The sequence below is a fragment of the Bosea sp. F3-2 genome (genome assembly GCF_008253865.1).
Lineage (GTDB): Bacteria > Pseudomonadota > Alphaproteobacteria > Rhizobiales > Beijerinckiaceae > Allobosea.
Genome location: NZ_CP042331.1, coordinates 1,540,201 through 1,560,033 on the forward strand (window position 1 = coordinate 1,540,201; position 19,833 = coordinate 1,560,033).

General features: G+C 66.0%; 17 protein-coding genes and 3 tRNA genes. 9 read left to right on the forward strand and 11 right to left on the reverse strand.

The features are described from left to right. The first annotated feature begins 21 nt into the window (after nt 1–21). From FQV39_RS07105 to FQV39_RS07130, 6 genes are read left to right on the forward strand one after another with little or no spacing between them, the layout of a single operon-like run. Complete coding sequence (locus tag FQV39_RS07105; RefSeq protein ID WP_248313277.1) at nt 22–528, forward strand: DUF4129 domain-containing protein; 507 nt, start codon at nt 22–24, stop codon at nt 526–528. Next, nucleotides 525–1,763, forward strand: coding sequence for a DUF4350 domain-containing protein (locus FQV39_RS07110; protein ID WP_149129654.1), 1,239 nt, complete (start codon nt 525–527; stop codon nt 1,761–1,763). The genes FQV39_RS07105 and FQV39_RS07110 overlap by 4 nt, the downstream gene beginning before the upstream one ends. Continuing rightward, nucleotides 1,732–2,688 (forward strand): AAA family ATPase, encoded by a 957-nt coding sequence (locus tag FQV39_RS07115; protein WP_149129655.1) that lies wholly within the window; start codon nt 1,732–1,734, stop codon nt 2,686–2,688. The genes FQV39_RS07110 and FQV39_RS07115 overlap by 32 nt, the downstream gene beginning before the upstream one ends. Beyond that, complete coding sequence (locus FQV39_RS07120; protein WP_149129656.1) at nt 2,685–3,998, forward strand: DUF58 domain-containing protein; 1,314 nt, start codon at nt 2,685–2,687, stop codon at nt 3,996–3,998. The genes FQV39_RS07115 and FQV39_RS07120 overlap by 4 nt, the downstream gene beginning before the upstream one ends. 14 nt (nt 3,999–4,012) lie before the next feature. Then, nucleotides 4,013–5,053, forward strand: coding sequence for a stage II sporulation protein M (locus FQV39_RS07125; RefSeq protein ID WP_248313278.1), 1,041 nt, complete (start codon nt 4,013–4,015; stop codon nt 5,051–5,053). After that, nucleotides 5,037–5,936, forward strand: a complete 900-nt coding sequence (locus FQV39_RS07130) for an RDD family protein (protein ID WP_149129657.1) — start codon at nt 5,037–5,039, stop codon at nt 5,934–5,936. The genes FQV39_RS07125 and FQV39_RS07130 overlap by 17 nt, the downstream gene beginning before the upstream one ends. Nucleotides 5,937–6,188: 252 nt before the next feature. Here the strand turns inward: FQV39_RS07130 and FQV39_RS07135 are convergent, their stop codons facing one another. From FQV39_RS07135 to FQV39_RS07145, 3 genes are all read right to left on the reverse strand, one after another. Continuing rightward, nucleotides 6,189–6,935, reverse strand: a complete 747-nt coding sequence (locus tag FQV39_RS07135) for a hypothetical protein (RefSeq protein WP_149129658.1) — start codon at nt 6,933–6,935, stop codon at nt 6,189–6,191. 310 nt (nt 6,936–7,245) lie between these two features. Continuing rightward, nucleotides 7,246–7,322, reverse strand: a tRNA-Asp gene (locus FQV39_RS07140). A gap of 117 nt (nt 7,323–7,439) precedes the next feature. After that, complete coding sequence (locus FQV39_RS07145; protein WP_149129659.1) at nt 7,440–7,910, reverse strand: hypothetical protein; 471 nt, start codon at nt 7,908–7,910, stop codon at nt 7,440–7,442. 111 nt (nt 7,911–8,021) lie between these two features. Between FQV39_RS07145 and FQV39_RS07150 the strand changes: the two genes are divergently transcribed. Continuing rightward, a tRNA-Val gene (locus FQV39_RS07150) sits at nt 8,022–8,097 on the forward strand. 222 nt (nt 8,098–8,319) lie between these two features. Here FQV39_RS07150 and lon read toward each other — a convergent pair. The 5 genes from lon to FQV39_RS07175 all read right to left on the reverse strand — a co-directional run bounded on the left by lon (nt 8,320) and on the right by FQV39_RS07175 (nt 15,145). Beyond that, nucleotides 8,320–10,746 carry an endopeptidase La gene (gene lon / locus FQV39_RS07155; RefSeq protein WP_149129660.1) on the reverse strand — a complete coding sequence of 809 codons (2,427 nt, stop codon included), beginning with the start codon at nt 10,744–10,746 and terminating at the stop codon, nt 8,320–8,322. Nucleotides 10,747–11,096: 350 nt separating this feature from the next. Next, a complete protein-coding gene (clpX, locus tag FQV39_RS07160) occupies nt 11,097–12,365 on the reverse strand; it encodes an ATP-dependent Clp protease ATP-binding subunit ClpX (protein WP_149129661.1) in 1,269 nt (422 codons plus the stop codon). A 273-nt stretch (nt 12,366–12,638) separates the two neighbouring features. Next, on the reverse strand, nt 12,639–13,262 hold the full coding sequence (locus FQV39_RS07165) for an ATP-dependent Clp protease proteolytic subunit (RefSeq protein WP_149129662.1): 624 nt from the start codon (nt 13,260–13,262) through the stop codon (nt 12,639–12,641). A 161-nt stretch (nt 13,263–13,423) separates the two neighbouring features. Next, nucleotides 13,424–14,866, reverse strand: coding sequence for a trigger factor (gene tig / locus FQV39_RS07170; RefSeq protein WP_149129663.1), 1,443 nt, complete (start codon nt 14,864–14,866; stop codon nt 13,424–13,426). Nucleotides 14,867–15,060: 194 nt separating this feature from the next. After that, nucleotides 15,061–15,145: transfer RNA gene (locus tag FQV39_RS07175), tRNA-Leu, on the reverse strand. Nucleotides 15,146–15,334: 189 nt separating this feature from the next. Here FQV39_RS07175 and FQV39_RS07180 point away from each other — a divergent pair. After that, a complete protein-coding gene (locus FQV39_RS07180; protein ID WP_248313279.1) occupies nt 15,335–16,771 on the forward strand; it encodes a multicopper oxidase family protein in 1,437 nt (478 codons plus the stop codon). Nucleotides 16,772–16,940: 169 nt separating this feature from the next. Here the strand turns inward: FQV39_RS07180 and FQV39_RS07185 are convergent, their stop codons facing one another. The 3 genes from FQV39_RS07185 to FQV39_RS07195 form a co-directional block, all read right to left on the reverse strand. Continuing rightward, nucleotides 16,941–17,462, reverse strand: coding sequence for a gluconokinase (locus FQV39_RS07185; RefSeq protein ID WP_248313280.1), 522 nt, complete (start codon nt 17,460–17,462; stop codon nt 16,941–16,943). Nucleotides 17,463–17,469: 7 nt separating this feature from the next. Then, a complete protein-coding gene (gnd, locus tag FQV39_RS07190; protein WP_349238583.1) occupies nt 17,470–18,477 on the reverse strand; it encodes a phosphogluconate dehydrogenase (NAD(+)-dependent, decarboxylating) in 1,008 nt (335 codons plus the stop codon). A gap of 73 nt (nt 18,478–18,550) precedes the next feature. After that, a complete protein-coding gene (locus FQV39_RS07195; RefSeq protein ID WP_248313281.1) occupies nt 18,551–19,351 on the reverse strand; it encodes an AraC family transcriptional regulator in 801 nt (266 codons plus the stop codon). Between the two features lie 70 nt (nt 19,352–19,421). Here FQV39_RS07195 and FQV39_RS07200 point away from each other — a divergent pair, with 70 nt between their 5' ends. Then, complete coding sequence (locus FQV39_RS07200) at nt 19,422–19,832, forward strand: DUF2000 family protein (RefSeq protein ID WP_149129667.1); 411 nt, start codon at nt 19,422–19,424, stop codon at nt 19,830–19,832. Nucleotide 19,833 lies beyond the last annotated feature (1 nt).

Genomic DNA, 19,833 nt, shown 5'->3' on the forward strand with positions numbered 1-19,833 from the left:
ATGCCTGGCGCGGTCGCGAAAATGCCGGGCTGGCTTGACTGGTTGAAGTTCAACCTTTCGGCGGACACCCTTCGCATCCTGCTCTGGGGCGCCGTCATTCTCGGTGTCGCCGTCACGATCTGGTCGTTGCGCGACAGCCTGCCTGTGTTCAGCCGGTCCCGCCGGATCACGGCGCGCGAGGCAGAGACTCACGCGCCCGATCCATCGAGCCGGATGGACGAGGCCCGCCTGGAGGCAGACGAACTCGCCGGCCAGGGGCAATATGGCGAGGCCATGCATGTGCTGCTGCTCAAGGGCCTCGCCGAAATCCGGCTGCGCCTCGGCACCAGCTTCGCGGCCTCGCTGACGAGCCGCGAGATCCTGCACCGCGTGTCACTGCCTCAGGCAGGTGGCAGCGCACTCCGCGCCATCGTTCAATCGGTCGAGCAAACCTATTTCGGCGGGCGGCCTGCCGATCGGGAGGCTTATCTCGGATGCCGAGAGGAGTTCGAGGCGCTGAAGCGCTCGCTGGCGGCGAGCCCGGCATGATGGGGAGCGTCACCTTCCAACCGCGGGTCCTGGCTGCGCTCGGCGCGGCGCTCTGCGCCTTGTTCGCCGCCTCGCTGCTGCTGACCGGCGCCGGAGGCCGCAGCCAGACGGGAGCCATCTTCGGAGCCAACAGCTATTCCCGCTCCGCGGTCGGCCATCTCGCCTTCCATGAGCTGCTGCGGGAACTCGGCCACAAGACGGTCGGCGCCGAGCATCAGCCACTCGCCATGCTCGGACAGAACGGTGTGCTCATCCTCGCCGAGCCGGCGGGCAGCCTCGCCGGCGAGGAGGATCGCAACAAGCTTCAGACCGCCGGCAAGATCCTCCTCGTCCTACCGAAATGGAACGTGCGCCGGGACGAGCGCCGAAACGGCTGGATCGAATCGGCCGAAGCCGCCCCGCCTCTGCAGGCGCAGGCCATTCTGAGCGCGGCGGTGAACGGCGGCACCATCACACGGGCCGCCCCGCCGACCACGTATCAGAAGACGATCGCGGCCGCCGACCCGACGATCCGGGGTGAAGTCCAGCTCATCAAGGACTCCAAACTGACCCCGCTGATCGCCACTCCCGAAGGCATCCTGCTCGGCGAGCTGCGACAGGGCAACCGCCGCATCTGGGTCTTGGCCGATCCCGATCCGATCGAGAACCACGGGATCGGAAAGGGCGAGAACGCCGCCTTCGCGCGGGACGTGATCGCGACGCTTCTGGCTGGCCGCAACGGCACGCAGGTCTTCGACGAGACGATCCACGGCTTTCGACGCGCGCCGCCCAATCTCCTGAAGTTCCTCCACGAGTTCCCGCTCAATCTCGCCCTCGTCCAAATTCTGGCTGCGGTCGCTCTGCTGCTCTGGGCCGCGATGGGGCGCTTCGGCGCGCCGCAAGCCATGCCGCGCCGGCTCGAGGCCGGCCGCTATGCGCTGATCGACAATGCCGCCTCCCTGCTCGACCATGCCGGGCACCAGGCCGCGATCCTGCGCCGCTACATCACGATGATGCTCCACGATGCCGGGAAAGCCCTGCGCGCGCCGCAGCGCCTGGACGATCCCGCACTGGTGGCCTGGCTCACTCAGGCGGCGAGCGCCCGCGGCATCGACACGAAGCCGCTCGAAGCGCTGGAACGCATGACAGCGGCCGAATCCCGCAACCTGACCGCGCTGCTGACCGCAGCGCAGGCCCTCTACCGCTGGCGCAAGGATCTGCCGCATGGAATTTCGCGACGTCTCGACGATCACTGAAGGCATCAGGGGCGAGATCCGCAAAGCCGTCGTCGGCCAGGATGAGGTCGTCGAGCTGATGCTCGTCAGCCTGCTCTGCGGCGGGCATGTCCTGCTCGAAGGCGTTCCGGGCACGGCGAAGACGTTGTTGGCGCAATCCTTCGCCGCCGGCCTGTCGCTGCGTTTCGGGCGGATGCAGTTCACGCCCGACATGATGCCCGGCGACCTGATCGGCACCAATCTCTTCGACTTCCGATCGAGCAGCTTCAACCTGACCCGCGGGCCGATCTTCACCGACATCCTGCTCGCCGACGAGATCAACCGCACCCCACCCAAGACGCAGGCCGCCCTGCTCCAGGCCATGAACGAGCGCAACGTCACCATCGACGGCGTCACCCATCCGCTGGGCGAGGCCTTCATGGTGGTCGCGACGCAGAACCCGATCGAGCAGCAGGGCACCTACCCCCTGCCCGAGGCCCAGCTCGACCGCTTCCTGTTCAAGATCGACCTGACCTATCCGAGCCGCGAGGAGGAATACGCCATCGTCGCGCGCCATGGGCACCGCGCCGCGATGCCGAAGCTCGTCGAATTCGGATTGTCGCCGGTCGTTTCCGAAGCCGACCTGCTCGCCGCGCGCGGCCTCGTCGGCGGGATCAATCTCGGCGAGCCGCTGGTCGGCTATATCGTCGATCTCGTCCGCGCGACCCGCAGCCATCCGGCGATCGAGACCGGCGCCTCGCCCCGCGCCGCCACGATGCTGGCCTCGGCCAGCCGGGCCCGCGCCGTGACGCAGGGGCGCGACTTCGTCATTCCCGACGACGTCAAGGGTATCGCCCTGCCCTTGCTGCGACACCGGATCGTCCTCTCGCCCAATGCCGAGATCGACGGGCAGGACAGCGACAAGATCATCGCCGAGCTCATCGACCAGGTCGCCGCCCCGCGATGATCAGGCCGACGCTGCGTGCCGTGCTGACCTTCGCTGCGACCGGGCCGGCCGCCGTCGCACTGCTCGTGCACGACCCGGCGCTTTGGCCGATCGCTTTCGACCTCGGCCTGTTCGTGCTGGCGCTGATCGGGGTCGACGCCCTGCTCTGCATTCGGCCATCGCGGCTGAAGCTCTCCGTCGATGCGCCGTCCCGGCTCTTCATCGGCAGCGAAGGGCGATTGACCATCGGTGCCGCCATCGACGGTGCCTCTCGGCCGGTGACGATAGAGGCCCTGCCCGAGCAGAGCGGCGATGCCACCCCGCCGGATCCGGTCCGGCTGGTCGTTGCTCCCGGCGCCAGCGCCTCGGCGATGCTGCCGCTGAAGCCGCTGCGCCGCGGCCGAATCGTGATCGAGGCGCTCTGGCTGCGCTGGCGCGGGCCGCTCGGCCTCGCCGGCCGGAGCCAGCGCCGGCCACTAGCTTTCACGATCGACGTCGTGCCCGACATCCGCGGCATCGCCTCATCCGCCATCCAGTTCTTCAGCCGCGACGCCATCGACGGGATCAAGGTGCAGCGCCAGAAGGGCGAAGGCACCGAATTCGAGGCGCTGCGCGACCATGTGCAGGGGCTCGACAACCGCTTCATCGACTGGAAGCACTCCGCCAAGCATCTGAAGCTGCTGTCGAAGGAATTCCAGGTCGAGCGCAATCACCAGATCATCCTCGCCTTCGACACCGGCTACCTGATGGCCGAGCCGATCGCCGGGCTGCCCCGGCTCGACCACGCGATCCACGCCGGGCTGCTGCTGGGCTGGGTCGCACTGCGCAGCGGCGACCATGTCGGCAGCTTCGCCTTCGACGCGCGGATCCGGCAATACCTGCAGCCCTCGCGCGGCCGCAGCGCCTTCGCCCGGCTTCAGAACGCCTCGGGCGAGCTCGCCTATCGGGCCGACGAAACCAATTTCACGCTCGGGCTCGCCGAGCTCAACGCCCGGCTCAAACGGCGGGCCCTCGTGATCCTGTTCACCGAGTTCATCGACACCACCACCGCCGAGCTGTTGCTGGAAGGCCTGCAGCGCATGGCCAATCGCCACGCCGTGATCTTCGTCACGCTCAGCGACCCGCTACTGGCAAACGTCGTCGATGCCGATCCCGGCAGTTTCCGCCCCGTCGCCGAGGCCGTCGTCGCCCGCGACCTGCAGCGCGAGCGCGCCATCGTGCTGGAGCGGCTGGCGCGCATGGGCGTGCACTGCCTGGAGATCCCGCCACGCGGGCTGGCCGTCGATCTCGTCAACCGCTACCTGACCATCAAGCAGAGGGGGCTGCTATAGAACCGTTCGGCCCTTTGCCCGCCACATCGCCAGCTCCGGCCGCGACCGTCACCCTGCGCAGCGCCGAGTTCCGCAGAAGCCGCGAGGTCGCGTGGCGGACGCTGGACAACCTCGTCTCGCGGGTCGAGAGGAAGGGCCTGTCCCGCCTCTCCGCCGAGGAGCTGCGGGAGCTGCCCCTGCTCTACCGGACGGCGGCCTCGTCACTGTCCGTCGCCCGCTCGATCGCACTCGACCGCAACTTGATCCTCTATCTCGAAGGGTTGGTGCTGCGCGCCTTCTTCGTCGTCTACGGGCCGCGAACCGGGATCATGGAAGCCTTGGCCGGTTTCTTGAAGCGCGGTTTCCCGGCTGCCGTCCGCAAGGCGGGCTGGCACATCCTGCTGGCGACACTCGCCATCGCGGCCGGCGTCATTATCGGATTCATGCTCGTCCTGCCCAACGAGAACTGGTTCAGCGTCCTGGTCCCGGAGACCATGGCTGGCGGGCGCGGGCCGGCGAGCACGGCAGAGCAATTACGCCGCACCGAGATCTTCGCGCCCTGGCCGGGCTTCGTCGAATCCTTCGTCGTCTTCGCCAGCTTCCTGTTCCGCAACAACGCGACGGTCGGGATCATGACCTTCGGGCTCGGCTTCTTCGGCGGCGTGCCGACGCTGCTGCTGCTCGGCTATCAGGGCGTCATGCTCGGCGCCTTCTTCGCCCTGCATCACAACCGTGGGCTACTCTACGACTTCATCGGCTGGGTCTCGATCCATGGCGTGACCGAGATCGGTGCGCTGATCCTCTGCGGTGCCGGCGGCCTGGTCATCGCCGAGAAGGTGCTCTTTCCGGGACGGTATGGCCGGCTTGACAGTCTGGCGCTTGCCGGCAAGGCCGCGGCGGGGCTGGCGGGCGGCGCCGTGCTGATGCTCTTCGTCGCCGGGATCATCGAGGGCGGCCTGCGCCAGCTCATCGCCTCGACGCCATGGCGCCTCGCGATCGGGGCAGCGACGGGACTGCTCTGGATGGCCTACTTCCACTCATGCGGCAGGCGCGAAGGCCATGGCCCAGCGGCTTGACCGGATCAACCGTCTGCTCGACGGCATCACGCGCAACCGGCGCGAGATCACGACGCCGGAAGGCGTGGTGCTGGAGGTCGATATCGCCAATCACGGCGAGAGGCTCGTCGCCTTCCTCATCGACTTCCTGTTCTGGATGCTGGCGACCGCCCTGCTCTTCCTGATTCTGGGTCTGACCGTGATCCACGGCGTCAGCGGATCGGTGACGATCACCATCGTCCTCTTCCTCTCCTTCCTGCTGCGGAACCTCTACTTCATCCATTTCGAGCTGCAGAGCCAGGGGGCGACGCCTGGCAAGCGCATCGTCAACCTGAAGGTGATCGATCGGAGCGGCGGCCCGCTGCTGCCCGGCGCGATCATCGCCCGTAACCTGACGCGCGAGGTCGAGATCTTCCTGCCGCTCGGGCTGTTCTTCGCCGTGCCCAAATTCGGTGCCGGGGCGGAGTTCTGGACGGCCGCGAGCTATTTCGGCTGGGCCGTCGCTCTGTCGGCCCTGCCCTTCTTCAACCGGGATCACCTGCGCGCCGGCGACCTGATCGCCGGGACGATGGTCATCTCGGTGCCGCGCCGAGCCCTGCTGGCCGATCTCGCCGACAGCGAGAGCCGCTACGTCTTCACTCACAAGCAACTCGACGCCTACGGCGCGTTCGAGTTGCAAGTGCTCGAGGAACTGCTGCGCCGGCCGCCATCGCCCGATACCTGGACGATGCAACAGCAGGTCTGCGACAAGATCTGCCGCAAGATCGGCTGGGCTGACCCGGTCCCACCCGCGGAGGCGCTATCCTTCCTGCGGGCCTTCTACACGGCCGAGCGCGCACATCTCGAACGCGAGCAGGAGTTCGGCCGATATCGCGCCGACAAAAATGCTGCTGCCGGGTCGTAAAGACCCGGCAGCAGCATAGAGCCTGTTTCGTTTTCACGGAAACACGCCGTCATTCCGGGCAAGCCGCGATAGCGGCGCCGATCCGGAATCCATCGTAGAGTTCGGCGCTCTAAGATGGATTCCGGGTCAAGCCCGGAATGACGGCGCGGTTCCGCGTAAAATCTGCATGCTCTAGATCGCCGTTATCGCATCGGATTTTTCCGAAAAGTGGATTCCACTTTTCGGTCCGATGCTATTGTCCTCCCGGCCGCGTCAGTCGAAGACACTGGCCAGCGTGTCGAGGTCGACACCTTCCTTCGCCATCCGCAGGTCATGATAGATGACGGCGGAGAGCACGGCGCTGAAAGCGGTCAGGACAACCTGCCAGAGGAAGCCGATCACCTGCCCGACCACGCCGGGTCCGCCGATCTTCGCGAGGACCAGTGCGCCCACCAGGGCGATCACCACGACCAGCAGGAACAATCCGAAGATCTGCCAGCGATAGCCCTTGGTCAGCGCCACACTGCGCTCCAAGCTCGCCGAGACGCCCTTCTTCTCGATCACGCAGGCGGGAACGGCAACATAGAGCATGCAGCCGATGATGACGCCCGGCACGACGAAAAACACAAAGCCGAGGCCGGTTGCGAGGCCGACCAGGATGCCGACGCCGATGACAGGAACCGCGCGCGCGAATCCGATCCGCAGCGACTCGCCGATCGTGAAGGGCTGGCGCCGCATTTCCTGGAAAGCGCCGTAGAGGCTCGTCGCCTGCGCGACGGTCTGGAGCACGAAGGTCAGGATTCCCGTCAGGACCCCCGCAAACCCAATGCCTGCCGGCGAGTCGCCCGCGCCCGACATCAGCCCAAGGGTCAGAAGGAGAATCGGCACCATCGGCAGAAGCGCGAGCAGGACGAATTTGCCGAATTGCTGGCCGAGGATGGCGAATGTCTTGCTCATCACGGAGCCGACACGGAACTGTCCCGCTACGGCGGCAAAGCCGCCAGTTGATGTACTGCTCATGCGCCTCTCCCCAAATGTGGCGGAATAGTGGCACGGCGCACAGCGTCGGGCAATTGGCCCTGAGAGACGCGATTAAGATCCGATTTCGACGATGTTCGCGTTCCGCAATCTCGAAGGCGCTCCCCCGTGAATGGGCAGCGTTCCAGCTGCGATGGCGAGCAGCTTTTGAACCCCGATGACCACGAAGGACCGATGCTTGAGCAGAAAAACCGCTCGAGACAGAAAGGTCGAAATATCGGGAAAGTCTGACCGAGATATTCCGGAAATTGGAACCAAGGGCGAGGAATATCCTCTAAACCCTTGATTTCAATGGCGCGGGCGACGGGGCTCGAACCCGCGACCTCCGGCGTGACAGGCCGGCACTCTAACCGACTGAGCTACGCCCGCGCTGGGCGGCTGAGGCATTCGCCGTCAGCGACGTGGTGAGTATTGCTCCCGGCCGGAAGTGTCAAGCACGTGATGCCGGCAAATTCACATCTGGGGAAAAATACCTTTCGCCGGCACTCACGGATCGGGCGTGCCGCCTCCCGTTTCTGGGGATGCGAGGCAAGGATCGAGCAGCACATGCCGCCGGTCCTGGCGGTTATATCCGCCCCGCAGAATGGCCTTGTCACCCAGCTTGAGTTCGTTGGTGCTGTAGGTCACGCAGAGCACGCGCACGCCGGGCTCGGGACAAACGGCGACGTACCAGAGCGCGCCATCGGTCTGAATCAGGGACACTGTTCCGGCGATCGCCATGTCGACGCGCGAATCGGGCGGCACCGAGTCGGGCAATTGCCCGGCGATGTCCTCGCAGCTCGCAGGCTTGCCGGGCTGCTCGGGTTGCGAGAAGGCGGGACGGCCGGTGAAGAAGGAATCCGGCAGCAGCGTTTGCGCCAGTGCTGGCTCCAGGCCCAGAGCGACGGACAAGCTCGCGGCGGCAAGGGCGTGCCGGCGGCGGCGGGAGCGGATCAGGGATAGCGCGTTCACCCGCATCAACCTGCCCATCAAGATGGCGGAATTCCGCCCGCAGCCGCGTTTCCCCCAAGCCTTGAGAGACAGGGTGCTTGCGATGCGGCTCTCGAAGCCTTAAACGGCGTGCGCCGGGGGCGGTTAGCTCAGTTGGTAGAGCGCCTCGTTTACACCGAGGATGTCGGCGGTTCGAGCCCGTCACTGCCCACCACCATTTCCCTCCATGTCCCTAGCATCGGACCGAAAAGTGGAATCCACTTTTCGGAAAAATCCGATGCAATAACAAATGCATAGATCACCGTTCCCGCGTCCGATAGGACGCGCGGCGATCGAGGCTTGCAGGCGCCCACTCGGCCGGGGCCCTTTCGTCCTGCGCCCAAAAGAAAACCGCCGGCGCTTGCGCGCCGGCGGTTCTCATTCCTCAGACCGCAGGTCAGTGGGCGACCACGCCCGCCGCCTCGTCATCCGCGCCCGGAGCGGGCACGGCCTTTAGATCCTCTTCCCAGACGATCGGAACCGGCTGGCGGGTCAGCGCATGCTGGAGCACCTGCTCCATGCGCGAGACCGGGACGATCTCCATGCCGTCCTTAACCGACTTGGGAAGGTCGATCAGGTCCTTGGCGTTCTCCTCCGGGATCAGCACCTTCTTGATGCCGCCCCGCAGCGCCGCCAGGAGCTTCTCCTTCAGTCCGCCGATCGGCAGCACCCTGCCCCGCAGCGTGACCTCGCCAGTCATGGCGACGTCACGGATGGTCGGGATGCCGGTCAGGATCGAGACGATGGTGGTCGCCATCGCGATACCCGCCGAAGGTCCGTCCTTCGGGGTCGCCCCTTCGGGAACGTGGACGTGGATGTCGCGCCGATCGAAGAGCGGCGGCTCGATGCCGAAATCGACGGCCCGCGAGCGGACATAGGACGCCGCCGCCGATATCGATTCCTTCATCACGTCACGCAGGTTGCCGGTGACGGTCATGCGGCCCTTGCCGGGCACCATGACGCCCTCGATCGTCAGCAGCTCGCCGCCGACCTCTGTCCAGGCCAGACCGGTGACGACACCGACCTGATCCTCCGTCTCGGCCATGCCGTAGCGATAGCGCGGCGGGCCGAGATACTCCTCTAGCAGCGGCTCATTGACGACGACCTTGTCCTTCTTGCCGAGCACTATGTCCTTCACGCCCTTGCGGACGGTGTTGGAGAGCTCGCGCTCGAGGTTACGGACGCCGGCCTCGCGGGTGTAACGCCGCACCAGGGTCTGCAGAGCGTCGTTGGTGATCGACCACTCCTTGCCGCTGAGCCCATGCTTCTTGATCGCGCTCGGGATCAGGTGCTTGCGCGCGATCTCGGTCTTCTCTTCCTCGGTGTAGCCGGCGATGCGGATCACCTCCATGCGGTCCAGAAGGGCCGGCGGGATGTTCAGCGTGTTCGCCGTCGTCACGAACATCACATTCGACAGGTCGTAATCGACCTCGAGGTAATGGTCGTTGAAGGTCGAGTTCTGCTCGGGATCGAGCACCTCCAGCAGGGCCGCCGAGGGATCGCCGCGGAAGTCCTGGCCCATCTTGTCGATCTCGTCGAGCAGGATGAGCGGATTGGAGGTCTTGGCCTTCTTCATCGACTGGATGATCTTGCCGGGCATCGAGCCGATATAGGTGCGCCGGTGACCGCGGATCTCGGCCTCGTCACGCACGCCGCCGAGCGACATGCGGACGAACTCGCGCCCCGTCGCCTTGGCGATCGACTTGCCGAGCGAGGTCTTGCCGACGCCGGGAGGGCCGACGAGGCACAGGATCGGGCCGGCGAGCTTGTTGGCGCGCTGCTGCACGGCGAGGTACTCGACGATGCGATCCTTGACCTTGTCCAGGCCGAAGTGATCGTCGTCCAACACCAGCTGGGCGGCGTTGAGGTCCTTCTTGATCTTCGAGCGCTTGCCCCACGGGATGCCGAGCATCCAGTCGAGATAGTTGCGCACGACGGTCGCCTCCGCCGACATCGGCGACATCTGGCGCAGCTTCTTCAGCTCGGCCGTCGCCTTGTCGCGGGCTTCCTTGGTCAGCTTGGTCCGGGCAATGCGCTCTTCCAGCTCGGCCAGCTCGTCACGGCCTTCCTCGCCGTCGCCCAGCTCCTTCTGGATCGCCTTCATCTGCTCGTTGAGATAGTACTCGCGCTGGGTCTTCTCCATCTGGCGCTTGACGCGCGAGCGGATTCGCTTCTCGACCTGGAGCACGGACATCTCGCTCTCCATGAGCGAAAGCACCTTCTCCAGACGATGGCCGACATTGGTGATTTCCAGCACACCCTGACGATCGGCGATCTTCACCGCCAGATGCGAGGCGACTGTATCGGCGAGCTTGGCCGGCTCGTCGATCTGCGAGACCGCAGCGACGATCTCACCCGAGATCTTCTTGTTGAGCTTCACATAGCTCTCGAACTCGCTGACGACCGAGCGGGCGAGCGCCTCGACCTCGACCTTCTTGCCTTCCTCCTCGGCCAGGCCGATGGCCTCCGCCTCGTAGTAGGTCTCGGCCGCGGAATAGGACAGCGCCCTGGCGCGGCCGACGCCCTCGACCAGCACCTTCACGGTCGAGTCGGGCAGCTTGAGCAGCTGCAGCACGCGGGCGAGCGTGCCGATTTCATAGATATCCTTGGTCTGCGGGTCATCGTCGCCGGCGTTCTTCTGAGTCGCTAGCAGGATGAGCCCGTCCGTCTTCACCACCTCCTCGAGCGCGCGGATCGACTTCTCGCGGCCCACGAAGAGCGGGACGATCATATGCGGGAAGACGACGATGTCGCGCAAAGGCAGAACCGGGTAGGTGCCGGTCTCGCCTGGGACGAAGGGAGCGCGTGGCGTCGAGCCAGTCATGGCAGTTCCTTTGCAGTTGCGCCCGGCGGACCCCCAAGATGGGCGGAGCGATCGGACGTGTGCGGCCAAGGCGACCATTCGCCTCTCCGCCCCTGCGCATCGCACCCTTGCTAGGCATGCGACTCTCGCAAGTGGACCTAAAGTGGAGACTTCCTCGCCGGCTTTCAAGCAAGGTATCCGGGCCATGCACCGCTGTCCTGCAGCGGGCGAAGACCGGAAACCGCGACTTGCGACGGTTCAATCTCGGACGGAGCTGTCGCAGTGCAGCACCGCGATCAGCCTACGCCCATCACAACGCAAAACGCGCGCCAAGGGCGCGCGTCGCGTTGTCGCAAGGCTTGGGACAAATCTCAGGCCGAGGCGGTTTTGGATTCATCCTCGCGCTCGGCATAGATGAACAGCGGCCGCGCCTTGTTCTCCACCGCCTCCGGCCCGATCACGACCTGCTCGACGCCTTCCAGCCCCGGTAGCTCGTACATGGTCTCGAGCAGGATGCCCTCCATGATCGAGCGCAGGCCGCGCGCGCCGGTCTTCCGGTCGATCGCCTTTCGGGCGATCAGGCTGACGGCCTCGTCGGTGAAGGTGAGCTGGGTGTCCTCCATCTCGAAGAGGCGCTGATACTGCTTGACCAGCGCGTTCTTCGGCTCGGTCAGGATCGTCTTCAGCGCAGCTTCGTCGAGATCCTCCAGCGTCGCCAGCACCGGCAGACGGCCGACGAATTCCGGGATCAGGCCGAACTTCAGCAGATCCTCGGGCTCGACCTCGCGGAAGATCGCGCCGGTGCGGCGCTCGTCGGGCGCCTTGACGGTCGCGCCGAAGCCGATCGAAGTGCCCTTGCCGCGGCTCGAGATGATCTTGTCGAGGCCGGCGAAGGCGCCGCCGCAGATGAAGAGGATGTTCGTCGTATCGACCTGCAGGAACTCCTGCTGCGGATGCTTGCGCCCGCCCTGCGGCGGCACGCTCGCAACCGTGCCTTCCATGATCTTCAGCAGCGCCTGCTGGACGCCCTCGCCCGAGACGTCGCGGGTGATCGAGGGGTTGTCCGACTTGCGGCTGATCTTGTCGATCTCGTCGATATAGACGATGCCGCGCTGCGCCCGCTCGACATTGTAGTCGGAGGCCTGGAGCAGCTTGAGGATGATGTTCTCGACATCCTCGCCGACATAGCCGGCCTCGGTCAGCGTCGTCGCATCCGCCATGGTGAATGGCACATCGAGGATGCGGGCGAGCGTCTGCGCGAGCAGCGTCTTGCCCGAGCCGGTCGGCCCGATCAGCAGGATGTTCGACTTCGCCAGCTCGACGTCGTTGTGCTTTGTCGCGTGGCTGAGGCGCTTATAGTGGTTGTGGACCGCCACGGAGAGCACCTTCTTGGCGTGCTCCTGGCCGATGACATAGTCGTCCAGAACCTTGCGGATCTCCTTGGGGGTCGGCACGCCGTCCTTCGACTTCACCAGCGCGGATTTCGATTCCTCGCGGATGATGTCCATGCAGAGCTCAACGCATTCATCGCAGATGAACACGGTCGGGCCCGCGATGAGCTTGCGGACCTCGTGTTGGCTCTTGCCGCAGAAAGAGCAGTACAGCGTGCTCTTCGAGTCGCCGCCGGGCTTATTAGCCATTGTCCATCTCCAGTTCCGGAGACCGGGACCACACCAGCCGAGGCGGATGCAACCGTCGTCTCTCCGTCATAAATAAGCGCTCAGATCACGATGATTAGGTTAACGACCCGTTCCGATACATCCGGATACGCAGGGCCAATCCAAACCGGATCATAGTGGAGCGCTCGTCCGCTCACCCCCGACCCCATGCAAACACGGGGCCGGCTTGCTTTCAATATGGTCCCTGTGAGCCGGCGCGCCAACCCACAGGTTCGAGACCCCACGCCGCAGGGCTCAGGCCGCCTCTTCCGGCCGCTTCTCGATGACCTGATCGATCAGGCCGAACTCCTTGGCCTGGTCGGCGGTCATGAAGTTGTCGCGCTCCAGCGCGTTGTGGATGTCCTCATAGGGACGACCGGTGTGCTTCACGTAGATTTCGTTCAGCCGCTTCTTCAGGCTCTCGACTTCCTTGGCGTGGATCAGGATGTCGGTGACCTGGCCCTGATAGCCGCCGGAAGGCTGGTGGACCATGATGCGGGCGTTCGGCAGGGCGAAGCGCATGTCCTTGGCGCCGGCCGTCAGCAGCAGCGAGCCCATCGAGGCGGCCTGGCCGATGCAAAGCGTCGTCACCGGGCAGCGGATGAACTGCATGGTGTCGTAGATCGACAGGCCGGAGGTGACCACGCCACCGGGCGAGTTGATGTAGAAGGAGATCTCCTTCTTCGGGTTCTCGGCCTCGAGGAAGAGCAGCTGGGCAACGACCAGCGAGGCGGAGATGTCCTCGACCGGGCCGGTCAGGAAGATGATGCGCTCGCGCAGCAGGCGCGAATAGATGTCGAAGGCGCGCTCTCCGCGGCTCGACTGCTCGACCACCATCGGGACGAGATTGTTGTAGGTCTCGATCGGATCGCGAAGCATGGCTCAGTCCTCGGGTGATAGCGCCGGATTGCGGCGGTTTATCGAATCAACGGCTGCTAGGAAGACAACCACATAAGCACGGCAAACGCGGCTGAAAAGGGAAGCGCCGCCGGTCGTGAAGGCCGGCGGCGCGAATAGCGGCATTAAGGTTGCCGGCAGCCTCAGGCGGAGGCGTCGTCAGCCTTCTCGTCGGCCTTGGCCTCGGCCTTCTTGCCCTTCTTGGCAGCGGCCTTCTTCGGCTTGGCCTCGGCGGTCTCTTCCGCCTCGTCGTCAGCGTAGAGCGCCTCGCGCGAGACGGTCTGGTCCTCGACCTTCACCTGGCCGAGGAGATGGTCGACGACCTTCTCCTCGAAGATCGGCGCGCGGATCTCGGCCAGAGCTTGCGGGTTCTTGCGGTAGAACTCCCAGACCTGCTTTTCCTGGCCGGGGAACTGGCGAGCGCGCTCGATCAGGGCCTGGGTGACCTCGTCATCCGAGATCTGCACCTTGGCCTGCTCGCCGATCTCGGCCAGCACAAGGCCGAGGCGCACCCGGCGCTCGGCGATCTTGCGGTAGTCGGCGCGGGCGGCGTCCTCGGTGGTGTCCTCGTCGGCGAAGGTCTTGCTGGCGGCCTTCATGTCGGCCTCGACCTGGCTCCAGACGCTGTTGAACTCCTGATCGACGAGGGTCGGCGGCAGCTCGAAGGTGTACTTGCCGTCGAGCGCGTCGAGCAGGCTCTTCTTGAGCTTGCGACGGGACTGGGCCTGGAAGTCGCGGCCGATCTGCTCGCGCACGGCGGTCTTCAGGGCGTCGAGCGACTCCATGCCGAAGGCCTTGGCGAGCTCGTCGTCGATCTTGGCCGCATCGGCCTTCTGGATTTCGGTGACGGTGACCTCGAACTCGGCCGGCTGGCCGGCGAGATGGGCCGCCCCGTAGTTCTCCGGGAAGGTGACCTTGATCGCGCGGGTCTCGCCCTGCTTCACGCCTTCGAGCTGATCCTCGAAGCCGGGGATGAACTGGCCGGCGCCGAGATCCAGCGGAATGCCCTCGCCGGTGCCGCCCTCGAAGGCCTTGCCGTCGATGGTGCCGACATAGGAGATGATCAGGCGGTCGCCGCTCTCGGCCTTGGCCTTCTCGCCCTTCGGCGAATAGGTGCGGTTGCCAGCGGCCATACGCTCCAGCGCGGCGTCGACATCGGCGTCCGGAACCTCGGCGACGGGCTTCGTCAGCGAGACGTCGGAGATGTCGGCCAGCTCGATCTTCGGCAGCACCTCGAGCGCGACGGTGAAGGCGAGATCGCCCTTGGCCTCCATCGCGGCCTCGATCTCTTCCTTGTTCTCGGGGAAGCGGATCTGCGGCTCGAAGGCGAGCTTCAGGTTGTTGTCGGCGACAATCTTCTGGTTCGCCTCGTTGACGGCGTTCTGGAGAACGTCGGACATCACCGAACGGCCATAGAGGCGGCGCAGATGCGCGACCGGCACCTTGCCCGGACGGAAGCCGTTGATGCGGGCCTTGCCCTGGAGGTCCTGCAGGCTGTCGTCGAGCCTGGTCTTCAGGTCGGCGGCGTTCAGCACCACCTGGAATTCGCGCTTGAGGCCCTGGGACAGGGTTTCGGTCACGTTCATCTTTTTACCGCCAACAGCTCGTTTACGTCTCAATGTCCAAAGCGCGACGCCGGTTCCGACCGCCGCCGCGCTCGCGAAAAAACTCTCGCATCGGACCAAAAAGTGGAATCCACTTTTCGGAAAAATCCGATGCGATAACAAACACATAGATCACCGTTTCCGCGCCCGGAAGGGCGCGCGGCGATCTAGGCCGATGGTGCGGGCGGAGGGACTCGAACCCCCACGACTTTCGCCGCTGGAACCTAAATCCAGTGCGTCTACCAGTTCCGCCACGCCCGCCGGCCCGATAGCGCTGCACGCGAGCAAACGCAGCGCGGCCATCGTTAAGCCGCGGTGCTATACGCATTTCGGCCGCCGCTTGCAGCAAAAAAATGACGGTTCTGCAAAGAACGCCATTCGCACCGGTTTTCACTGCGGGCGACATGGCCCCTCTCGCCTCGGGAGCCCACCCGGATTATGCGATGTGCCATGACGAAATCGCGTCCTGTCCGCCCCGCCCTTCTATCCCGTCGGCACCTGCTTGCCGGCCTCGGCAGCGCGGGACTGTTGGCGCCGTCCGCAGGCTTCGCGCAAACGGCAGCTGAGGCACCGAAAGCAGCTGATGCCGCGCAGCCCCGCACGCTCACGGCTGCCACGGCCAAGGCGCGGCTGCGCCCCACGCCACCGGTCGAGACCGAGATCTGGGCGTTCGACGGGGCAACACCCGGGCCGACGCTGCGAATCAAGCAGGGCGAAACCCTCAACCTCAAGCTCGAGAATCGGACGACGGCACCGCTCGGGCTGCACTGGTACGGCCTGCGCGGCGAAGCGGCGCGCGACGGCGTCGGCGGCTTCAGCCAGCCGCCAATCCTTCCGGGCGAGACCGGCGAAATCCGCCTGACCCCGCCGGACAGCGGCACCCTGCTCTACCGGCCGCTGGTTCTCGGCGGCTCCTCGGAACCCTGCGGCCGCGGTTTGAGCGGCCTGCTGGTCGTCGAGGAAACGGAGCCACCCGCGGTCGACCTCGACCTGCCCGTGCTGGTGACGGACTGGCTGCTGGGCGACGACCAATCGCTTCAGCCCTTCGTCCTGCAAGGGAACCCCGCCGCTTCCGCCGGACGGCTCGGCAGCTGGCTCACCGTGAACGGCCGCTCACCGCCTCTGCCGGTGACGGCAAGGCCGGGCGCCCGGATCCGCTTACGCCTCGCCAATGCCTGCAATGCCCGGATCATGCGGCTGCGCTTCGATGGCGGCAAGCCGACCGTGATCGCGGTCGACAGCCAGCCGACGGAGAGTTTCGAGCCGGTCCGCTCGCAGCTCCCGTTCGCACCGGGCACGCGCTACGACGTGATCCTCGACCTGCCGGTGGAAGTCGGCGCCTCAGTCAACGTCACCGCCCTGATCGGGCCGGGCCTGCCGCTGGTGCGAATCGTGACCGCGGGAGAGCCGAAGGTACCGCCCGCCGCAGTTCCCGCGCTCAAGCTCAACCCGACGTTGCCTGCCGCCGTCCGGATGCAGGATGCGACGCGCCCCGAGATCGTGATCGAAGGCGGTGCGAAGCTCGGCGACGACCAGAAGCTCGATTTCTCGGGTCTCGACCTCGCCAGGCCCTGGCTCGTCAATGGCGGGGTCGGCAGCCTCGACAGCAAATCCCTGTTCAGCGTGAAGCGCGGCACGCCGATGGTGATCGCCATCGACAACCGCACCGCCTTCATCCAGCCGATACACGTCCATGGCCACAGCTTCCGGCTGCTGCACCCGCTCGACGACGGCTGGGAGAACTACTTCCTCGACACGGTGCAGATCCCTGAGCGCAAGAAGCTGCACATCGCCTTCATCGCCGACAATCCCGGCCGCTGGCTGATCTCCTCGACCGTGCTGGAGCGCTTCGACCTCGGCGTCTGGACCTGGTTCGAGGTGACGTGAGACAGCATCGTCATTCCGGGGCGGGCCGCAGGCCCGAGCCCGGAACCCATGACCACGACGGATTACAGCAAAGCCTGAATCGCCAGCAATTCAGAGTCGAAGCGCGGTGTTCATGGGTTCCGGGCTCTTCGCTCCGCGAAGCCCCGGAATGACGGCGGAGCGCGGCCGTTCACAATCCCAGCCGTTTGACCACGTCCTGTACAATCGCGTCCTTGCTATCCTCGACCGAGACGACCAGTGGCCGCTCGCCCGGCCCGGGCTCCTCCAGCGTGGCGAACTGGCTGTCGAGCAGCGCCGGCGGCATGAAATGATGCTGGCGGGCGGCCATGCGCCGGCCGATCAGCTCGCGCGAGCCCTTGAGATAGACCAGCGCCACATCGGGCCGGTCGCCGACGATGACCTGCCGATAGGCGCGCTTCAGGGCCGAGCAGGTGACGATGCCGTGCTCGCCCTTCTCCCGCAGATCGTCGACCCAGGCGGCGATGGCAGCGAGCCAGGGCTTGCGGTCCTCGTCGGTCAGCGGCGTGCCGCCGGCCATCTTGGCGACGTTCTCGGGCGGATGGAAAGAATCGGCATCGCGGAAAGGCCAGCCGAGGCGCGCGGCCAGCCGCTCGCCCAGCGAGGTCTTGCCGGAGCTGGCGACGCCCATGACGACGACGACGGCCGGGCGGCCGCCCTTGATTTCACGCATCACGGGGTCAGGCCTGCCTGGCTTCTGTTTTCTTGGGTTCGACATGGCCGCCGAAGCCGGCGCGCATGGCGGAGAGGATCTTCTCGCCGAAGGTGTGGTCGACACGCGAGCGGAAGCGCGCGAACAGCGCCGAGGTCAGCACCTCGGCCGGCGTCGCCGTCTCGACGGCGGCATCGACCGTCCAGCGCCCCTCGCCCGAATCCGAGACATTGCCGGTGTAGGAGGACAGCTCCTCATCCGCCGCCAGCGCCTCTGCCGTCAGATCCAGCAGCCAGGAGGTGACGACCGAGCCGCGGCGCCAGACCTCGGCGATCTCGGCCACGTCGAAATCGAAGCCGTACTCGGCCGGCAGGCCCTCCTTGGCGGAGGCGTTGCGCAGCAGGTCGAAGCCTTCGGCGAAGGCCTGCATCATGCCGTATTCGATGCCGTTATGGATCATCTTGACGAAATGGCCGGCGCCGGTCGGGCCACAATGCAGATAGCCCTGCTCGGCCGTCGGGTTGCGGCCCTCGCGATGCCTGGTCGGTTCGATCTCGCCCTTGCCGGGCGCCAGCACCTTGAGGATCGGCTCCAGCCGATGGAAGGCCTCCTTGTCGCCGCCGACCATCAGGCAATAGCCCCGCTCCAGCCCATGGACACCGCCGGAGGTGCCGATATCCATATAGTGGATGCCTTTCGCCCCCAGCTCCTTGCCGCGGCGGACATCGTCCTTCCAGAAGGCGTTGCCGCCGTCGATCAGCGTATCGCCCTCCGTGACGAGGCCAGCGAGCTCGGCGAGCGTGGCCTCGGTGATCTTGCCGGCCGGCAGCATCACCCAGATCGCGCGGGGAGCCTTCAGCTTGGCGACCATGTCCTTGAGATCGACGGCGACGATGGCACCGTCGGCGGCAAGCGCCTGCCCCGGCTTCGGGTCGCGGTCATAGACCACGCATTCATGGCCGGCGCGCATCAGCCGGCGCACGATATTGCCCCCCATCCGGCCGAGGCCGATCACTCCAAGCTGCATATCCGACACTCCGCGAAGCCCGCTTTTGTCGCTGCTTCAAGCATGGAGGTGGCCGGCGGAGCAAGCCGGCGCAGTTCCGCCGCTAAGCTTCGGCGCGCTTCTGCAGGGCGCGCCAACGCCCCGGCGTGACGCCATAAGCGCGGCGGAACTGGCGCGTCAGATGACTCTGATCAGCGAAGCCGCAGGCAAAAGCGGCGTCGGCGAGCGAGAGGCCCTCGGCCAGCATGCGGCGGGCGCGGTCGAGACGGCGCATCACAAGATAATTATAGGGGCTCGTGCCGAAGGCGGCGCGGAACTGCCGCGCCAGTGCGAAGCGATCGAGCCCGGTCAACGCCTCGAGCTGTGACGAATCCACGATGTCCGCCGCATGGGCGTCGAGATAGCCGCGCGCCCGCGACAACGCGGCCGAATCGACGCGTCCCGGACGTATCCGGCCCACGGAGGGATCGAGCGCGAGCAGCGCGGCGGCAAGGCGTTCCACCATGCCGTCCGCCGCCATCCCATCGAGCGGCAGATCGAGATCGCGCAGCGCATGGGCGATGGCACCGAGCAGCCGCGGATCCTGCGAGACCGCGGCGGAGACGAAGGGCAAGGCCCGGCCGCGCTCGCCCATCGCTTCACGGATCAGCCGTGGCTCGACATAGAGCATGCGGTAACGGAAGCCCTCGGCGATGCCGGAGCGCCCGTTATGCAGCTCGTCCGGGTGGATGACGATGGCGTGGCCGCTGAGGCTGTCCTGCCGCGCGCCGCGATAGTCGAAGGATTGCACGCCCGACAGGGTCAGGCCGAAAGCATAGGTGTCGTGTCGGTGCGGGTCATAGGCGTAGCCGCGGAAGAAGGCCTCGATCCGCTCGATGCCGGCGGCGCCGGTGCCGAGCCGCACCCAATCCTCGGCGCCCGATCTGCACGATCGTTCAAGACGCGCCTTTCCTGCCTCGGCTACCGCTCGATCCATGCGTTACGATACCAAGATCGCCATCGTGGTGCGCGAGAATCTCGCCACCTGGCAGAAACTCAACGTCGCCAGCTTTCTTGCGGGCGGGCTCGTCGGTGCAACCCCGGAAATTGCCGGAGAACCCTACAGCGATGGCTCGGGCCGCTTCTACGGCCCGCTGGTCCGGCAGCCGGTGCTGATCTTCGCCGCCACGGGCGAGGAACTGAAGCAGGCACTGCAGCGCGCTCAGGGGCGCGGCGTGCGGGCTCATCTCTATACGAACGAGCTGTTCGCCACCGGCAACGATATCGACAACCGCGCGACGGTGGCTGCGGTCGCGACGGCCGATCTCGACCTCGTCGGGCTCGGGCTGCATGCCGAGCGCAAGGAGATCGACAAGATCGTCAAGGGGCTGAAGCTGCACGGCTGAT